Below are 6,480 nucleotides of genomic sequence, written 5' to 3'. Positions count from 1 at the left end.
GATTGAGATGACGTGGTTGGTTCTCTGCGGCGCCTGCATTCGGTATTGGGCTGCTGAGCGATGGCGGAGCCAGGCATCGCCCGCCGGCGTTCGACGGCGCATTTCTGCAGCCGGCGGTAAAATGGAATTCCGTTCCACAGCACGATCGTATCGGCAATGGTCTGCACCAGCAGACTAGAGTGGATTGGCAAGGCGCTTACGGTGGGCCAAGGCGCCCAGGCAAGCGAAAGGTGACGTGCGCTCGGGGGCGCGTCTGAGCCGCCCGCGTGACGAGCCACAGCAAAGCATCTCCCGGGACGGCGACGCAGGTCAGGACGCCAAAAAATGCCTCCTTTGCGCAAAGTGGATAGCGGCACGGTTCTATTAGCAATAACTTAAGCGAAAACAGCGCGAGGCCAAATAGCGCGGAAATACCGCCGACGCACGGCGAGTGGGGAGCATGAACAGGCAGGGCTATTCGCAGGTGTGCGCAGAGGACATTGAGCGCGCCGCAGCAACGGCAGCGGCAGACGTGGGTGCTGAGCCGCCGCGCCTTTGGATTCCAGGCAAATGATTGGCGCCAGAACACCAGACGCGCCGCGGTATTGAGCAGAACGGCGTGAATTAGCAGAGCAGGGGCATAATATGAGCAACGATCGAGACTTCCCGGCCGAAGCCGGTGCAACCAACAGAATCACGCGACGGGACGCTTTGATGGGCGGCACTGCGGCTGCGGTTTCGCGATTTGCAGCACCTGTCGGCCTTTCCGGCGCGCTCGCCGGCCTTGCGGGCGTCCAGACGGCGGCGGCCCAGCCCTCGCAGCCGAACATCGTCTTCATCGTTGCGGACGATCAGGGATGGAAAGACGTCGGCTATCACGGCTCGGACATCAAGACGCCCAACATCGACAAGCTTGCCGCGGAAGGGACGAAGCTCGAAGAATATTACGTGCAGCCGATGTGCACACCAACGCGCAGCGCCCTCATGACCGGCCGCTATCCGCTGCGCTATGGCATGCAGGTTGGCGTTGTCCCCGCAGCGGGAACCTATGGCCTTCCGCTCGATGAGACACTTCTTTCGCAAATCCTAAGAGACGCGGGCTACCAGACGGCGATGAGTGGCAAATGGCATCTCGGCCATGCCAAGACGGACTACTGGCCGAAGCAGCGTGGATTTGATTCATTCTACGGGGCGACGGTCGGCGAGATCGACCATTTCAAACATGCATCGCATGGTATCGCGGACTGGTACAGGAACAACAAGCCGATCAAGGAGCCGGGCTTCGACAACACGTTGTTCGGTCAGGAAGCTGTCCGGGTCATCAACGCTCACGATCAGAAGAAGCCGCTCTTTCTCTACCTCGCTTTCACCGCGCCCCATACGCCATTCCAGGCTCCGAAGGAATATCTCGACCGATATAAGAACATCGCCGACGAGAACCGCAGAGCCTATGCCGCAATGATCTCGGTGATCGATGACGAGATCGGCAATGTCGTTGCCGCCCTTGAGAAGAAAGGGATTCGCGACAATACCCTGATCGTCTACATGAGCGACAACGGTGGCGTCGTTAACTCGATGTTTGCGGGCGACTCGAAGGTGGGTGGCAAGCTGCCTGCGGATAACGGCCCCTATCGCGAAGGCAAGGGCACCCTCTATGAGGGCGGCACCCGCTCGGTCGCCTTCATGAACTGGCCCGGCAAGGTCAAGCCTGGCGTCTTCAATGGCCTCATGCATGTCGTCGACATGTTGCCGACACTGGCTGGGCTGGCCGGCGCCAAGCCTGGCAAGGATAAACCGCTGGACGGCGTGGATATGTGGCCGGCCATCAGCGAGGGCAAACCTTCGCCGCGCACAGAGATCGTCTACAATGTCGATCCGATGGCCGGTGCGGTGCGCGAGGGCGAATGGAAATTGTTGTGGTCGGCAACGTTGCCGCAAAAGATAGAGCTGTTCGATTTGTCGCAGGACAAATCGGAGGCCACTAACTTGGCTGATAAGTATCCTGATAAGGTCAAGGTGTTGCAGGCAAGGATCACCGAGCTCGCAGCCCAGATGAAACCCCCGCTGTTGCTTATGGAGGCAGTGCGGCTGACCTACTTCACGCCGCTGGTGACACCAAGCCCGGAGGAAATGTTCGCTGCGGGGGATTGAACGGCGGATGCGCTCTGCCGTTCAGACGAGACCAGCCGATGACTGAAGCGCGACCTGCAGCAAAGCCAACGGATTCGTCAAACGCCGATATGCTTTGGATCCCCGGCGGCGAATTCCTGATGGGCTCAGACAGCCACTATCCGGAAGAGGCGCCGGCGCATCGCGTCGTCGTCGGCGGCTTCTGGATGGATCGCGCGACGGTCACGAATGCCGAGTTCAGCCGCTTCGTCGAGGCCAGCGGCTATGTCACGCTGGCCGAGCGTCCAGCGAATGCCGCGGACTATCCCGGCGCCAGTGCAGAATCATTGGCGCCGGCTTCCGCCTTGTTCGTGAGGCCTTCGCGCGGCATCGATCGCAACAATCACTATAATTGGTGGGCTTACGTCCGTGGCGCGAACTGGAGGCACCCACGCGGCCCCGCCAGCGGGCTGAAGAGGCTCGACAGCCATCCCGTCGTGCACATCGCCTATGAGGACGCGGAAGCGTATGCGAACTGGGCGGGGAAGGCTCTGCCGACCGAGGCCGAGTGGGAGTTTGCCGCGCGCGGCGGGCTGGAGGGCGCCGAATTCGTTTGGGGCGCCGAGCTGACGCCCGGCGGCCAGCATATGGCCAACACCTACCAGGGCGAGTTCCCTTTCCGCAACGATTGCGAAGACGGCTACGAATGGACTGCGCCCGTCGGCTCGTTTCCGGCAAATGGCTACGGGCTCCATGACATGGCCGGCAATGTTTGGCAGTGGACCACCGACTGGTACCAGGAACATCGCCGGATCGAGAGCCCTTGCTGTACGATGGAAAATCCGCGCGGCGGCGAGCGTGAGGCGAGCTTCGACCCGCTGACACCCGACATCAAAATTCCACGCAAGGTGACCAAGGGCGGGTCCTTCCTGTGCGCCCCCAGCTATTGCCGACGGTACCGGCCGGCCGCTCGCATGGCGCAGCCCGTGGATACGTCCACTTGCCACCTGGGTTTTCGATGCATCGCGCGTCCGTCATGAGAGGAGGGCGCAGCGCCCTCCATGGGCATCGCGGCGCCGGGAGGTCCAAACCGGCGCGCTGGCGGGTTGCAGCAGCCATATCGGCCATATTCCTTACGCTCACGGCGTGCGGAACTGGACCCGAAGGGGTTCTGGCGCCGATCCCCGCGAGCTTGGTTTCGCCGGCGGCATCGGATGTGACGATGTTGGTCGCGACCAGCCGCAAGCCTTCCGGTGACCCGGCGACCTTGTTCACGGGCGAGCGCAGCCCGGCGCTTTCGTTGACCGACCTGACCATCTCGATTCCGCCGAACCGTGCGCCGGGCACGGTCGAGTGGCCGAAAAAGCTGCCGCCAAACCCCCAAAAGGATTTCGCGGTTCTTGCCGCAAGAAACCTGTCGGTTCCCGAGGCTCACAAATGGCTGCATGCTCACAATTCGAACGGCCATGTTCTCGTCTTCGTGCATGGCTTCAACAACCGGTATGAGGACTCGGTCTTTCGCTTCGCGCAGTTCGTGCATGACTCGCGGGCGAACGTCGTGCCGATTCTCTTCACATGGCCGTCGCGCGCCAGTGTGCTTGGCTACAACTACGACAAGGAAAGCGCGAATTTCTCGCGCACTGCGTTCGAGCGGACATTGAAGGCCTTGGCCGACGACCGCAGCGTGACCGACGTCACCGTCATGGCCCACTCGATGGGCACCTGGCTGGCGATGGAATCGCTGAGGCAGATGGCGCTGGAGGATGGGCGCGTTTCGCCCAAGATCAGGAACGTCATCCTTGCGTCTCCCGATCTCGACGTGGATGTCTTTGGTCGCCAGTGGACCGAGCTTGGGCCGAAAAAGCCGAAGTTCACCATCACCGTCTCGCGGGACGACCGGGCGCTTGCCGTCTCGCGCCTGATTGCGGGCAATGTCGACAGGGTGGGGCAGGCCGACCCGTCGAAGGAGCCGTACAAATCGAAGCTCCAGGCAGCTGGAATAACCGTGCTTGATCTGACCGACGTAAAGACCGCAGATCGCTTGAATCACAGCAAGTTCGCTGAAAGTCCGGAGATCGTCCAATTGCTCGGCGCGCAACTTGCTTCCGGCCAGACCTTGACGGATTCGAGAGTGGGGCTTGGCGACGAACTCGGCCTTGTGGTTGCCGGCACGGTCGACACGATCGGCAACGTCGCGGCAAGCACGGTCAGCGCGCCCGTCGCGGCCATTGAAGGAAAAACGAACAACGCCCCGCCAGATGAGCTCGAGACGATCCTGAAGGGCGATGCGACGACCCAGTGATCGTGTTAGGTGGCGTAAACGGCGGGGCGATTGGGAGGTGACCTGCCTTCAGCGCCCGAGAGGCTGGATTCTGTTGCCCCTTTTTGCAAGCCAGACACGATGAACAACCGGCTGCCGCCCGCCTGGTCCAAACACCTGAAAGATCCGTCGGGAAAGAGAATTCCACAACCCAAGACCGGACAGCCGAAAGCAAGGCCGCTATCGATCGCGCGCGACGCTCTCCATGCGCGCGATAACGCGTGGCGAAGGCCCGAAACCGCCTTCATTGGCGCCGATGCGGGCGCGAAAAGGCCGCCCGCGCTCGCGCTCCTGCGCCTCCGGACCGACGAACGGCACCGTGGTGGGAAGCGCGCCGATGATCGGCGCGAGGGAAGGGCGCTGGCGCATGGCAATGGGCTTGGTTGAGAAAGGGGGCTTCTTGCTAGCGTGGGCGGGGAGTGGGTGCAAGTTGTCGAAAGGGGCAAATAGCGCGGGTCCGTTGCCGGTTGCACCACGGCTGGATTCCCGCGCCTCTTTTTGTTAGCGAGGCGGGATGAATAACCGACCGCCCCTGGCTGGTCCAAGCATTTGAAGAGCGGACCCGCGCCAAAGCAGACTGTAAAACAGCCAACACTCAAGCAGCCGAAGGCGAAGCCGCGTATGCAGGCCAATGAAATGTTGCTGGAACTTCAGCTGGCGGGCAGGTTGCCCGAGGCCGAGGAACTGTGTCGTCGCGTTTTGGCAAGGACGCCCGAGCACCCGATGGCTTTGTACATGTTGGGGACGCTGGGACTGGGCGTCGATGATAAGTTGTCCATCAAATACCTTGCTCGGGCGGTCGACCAGACGCCACTCGACCCATGTTTCCACTTCAGTTTGGGCGATGCTTATCTGACGGTTGGCGAACACGCACTTGCCATCAGGCACCTGCGGCGCGCTTAAGGCACCGCGGGTCTTCACCTCGCAACCAAATGAAAAACCCGGCGATCGCCCGCCGGGTTTCGATTTCGATCAGGCGACGCCTGTTAGAACGAGCGCTGGAAGCGGAGCAGACCGCCGACGCTGTTCTTCTTGTCGGCGCCGGTGAAGTTGACGACGTCGGCACCCGAAACCCAATCATCGAACTTGCCGAAGTGATCCCAATCGACTTCGGCCGTGACCGTGAAGCCGGGTACGATGTCATAGGCGACGTTCGCCGCCACGCCATAGTTCTTGTCCTGATCACCCGACACCTGGAGATTGAACGAGGTCTTCTCGTTGAACTTGTAGGTGCCGCCGGCCCAGAATGCCCAGTTGCCGCCCCAGATTTTATAGAAGCCGCGACCACCGGCCCCGATGGCATAGGTCGGGTCGTTGAGGTTGTCGTCGCTGCCATAGCCGAACATGCCGAACAGCGACAGTTCGTTGGTGACATTCACATCCAGGCGAACCTTGCCGGCAACTTCCTCGTAGTTGCTGTCGTAAGCAACGACGCCGGTGATGGCGCCCCACCCTTGAGTCCACTTCACGCCGCCGACGACATGCGGAACGTAGCTGTCGATCGTGCCGACGACGCCCGAACCTTCTTCCAGCGAGACCACGGCCGAGAAGCCGTTGCCGGCGTCGAAATAGTACTGGACGACGTTGGTGTCGAAGTCGCCATAGGGGACGATCGTATCCTGGATGACGTTGCCGGCGTAGCCGATGAACGTATCGAAGGCTGATTCGTCCTTACCGACGCGGAGGCCACCGAGCTGGATCCAGGCGAAGTTCAGCGAAACGTTCTTGTTGCCGGCAGGATTGCTGTTGAATTCATCCGCTGCCGTGGTCGGATCGTCTGCCGATGGGTAGCCGTTGCGGTTGCCGAAGTTGAAGCGGGTCTCGGTGTAGGTCTTCAACGTGCCGAGCTCGGTCTCCTGGCCGGTCCAGGTCTTCAGCGTGAAGCGGGTATTCTTGTAGAAGGTGCTCTGCTCATCGCCGTCCTCATGGTCGAAGGACTTGGCGCCGTCGAACGAGCCGACATCGCCGACGCCGATGTCGTAACGGACATAGCCGCCGACGCGCAGGCAGGTCTCTGTGCCGGGGATGTAGAAATAGCCCGAGCCGTAGACGTCGCAGATCTTGACGTATTC

At 61.4% G+C, this 6,480-nt stretch carries 4 protein-coding genes and 2 pseudogenes; 4 read left to right on the top strand and 2 right to left on the bottom strand.

The window, feature by feature from the left end:
- Positions 1–624 precede the first annotated feature (624 nt).
- The 3 genes and pseudogenes from EOA27_RS17010 to EOA27_RS17000 all read left to right on the top strand — a co-directional run.
- Positions 625–2,130: an arylsulfatase gene (locus tag EOA27_RS17010; RefSeq protein WP_126078334.1), complete on the top strand. Its 1,506-nt coding sequence runs from the start codon at positions 625–627 to the stop codon at positions 2,128–2,130.
- A gap of 89 nt (positions 2,131–2,219) precedes the next feature.
- Entirely contained in the window at positions 2,220–3,128 is a 909-nt protein-coding gene (locus EOA27_RS17005) for a formylglycine-generating enzyme family protein (RefSeq protein ID WP_245467159.1), read from the top strand.
- A 182-nt stretch (positions 3,129–3,310) separates the two neighbouring features.
- Positions 3,311–4,327, top strand: a pseudogene (locus EOA27_RS17000) (alpha/beta hydrolase); the annotation flags it as partial.
- 267 nt (positions 4,328–4,594) lie between these two features.
- Here the strand turns inward: EOA27_RS17000 and EOA27_RS42145 are convergent.
- Positions 4,595–4,777, bottom strand: a pseudogene (locus EOA27_RS42145) (pyridoxal phosphate-dependent aminotransferase); the annotation flags it as partial.
- A gap of 252 nt (positions 4,778–5,029) precedes the next feature.
- Between EOA27_RS42145 and EOA27_RS16990 the strand changes: the two are divergent.
- Positions 5,030–5,311: a tetratricopeptide repeat protein gene (locus EOA27_RS16990; protein ID WP_126078331.1), complete on the top strand. Its 282-nt coding sequence runs from the start codon at positions 5,030–5,032 to the stop codon at positions 5,309–5,311.
- Positions 5,312–5,394: 83 nt separating this feature from the next.
- Here the strand turns inward: EOA27_RS16990 and EOA27_RS16985 are convergent.
- Positions 5,395–6,480, bottom strand: a 1,086-nt coding sequence (locus EOA27_RS16985) for a porin (protein WP_145970383.1), incomplete at its 5' end; no start/stop codon positions are given.

This window comes from Mesorhizobium sp. M2A.F.Ca.ET.037.01.1.1 (assembly GCF_003998075.1).
In the GTDB taxonomy this organism is placed as follows: Bacteria; Pseudomonadota; Alphaproteobacteria; order Rhizobiales; family Rhizobiaceae; genus Mesorhizobium.
Note: the sequence above shows the minus strand (reverse complement) of the source record. Positions and strands in the feature narration are given on the sequence as shown.

Bases quoted from the DNA above. Each gene is read 5' to 3' on its own strand.
- EOA27_RS17010 (WP_126078334.1), top strand. From the start codon at position 625: ATGAGCAACGATCGAGACTTCCCGGCCGAAGCCGGTGCAACCAACAGA.
- EOA27_RS17005 (WP_245467159.1), top strand. From the start codon at position 2,220: ATGCTTTGGATCCCCGGCGGCGAATTCCTGATGGGCTCAGACAGCCAC.
- EOA27_RS16990 (WP_126078331.1), top strand. From the start codon at position 5,030: ATGCAGGCCAATGAAATGTTGCTGGAACTTCAGCTGGCGGGCAGGTTG.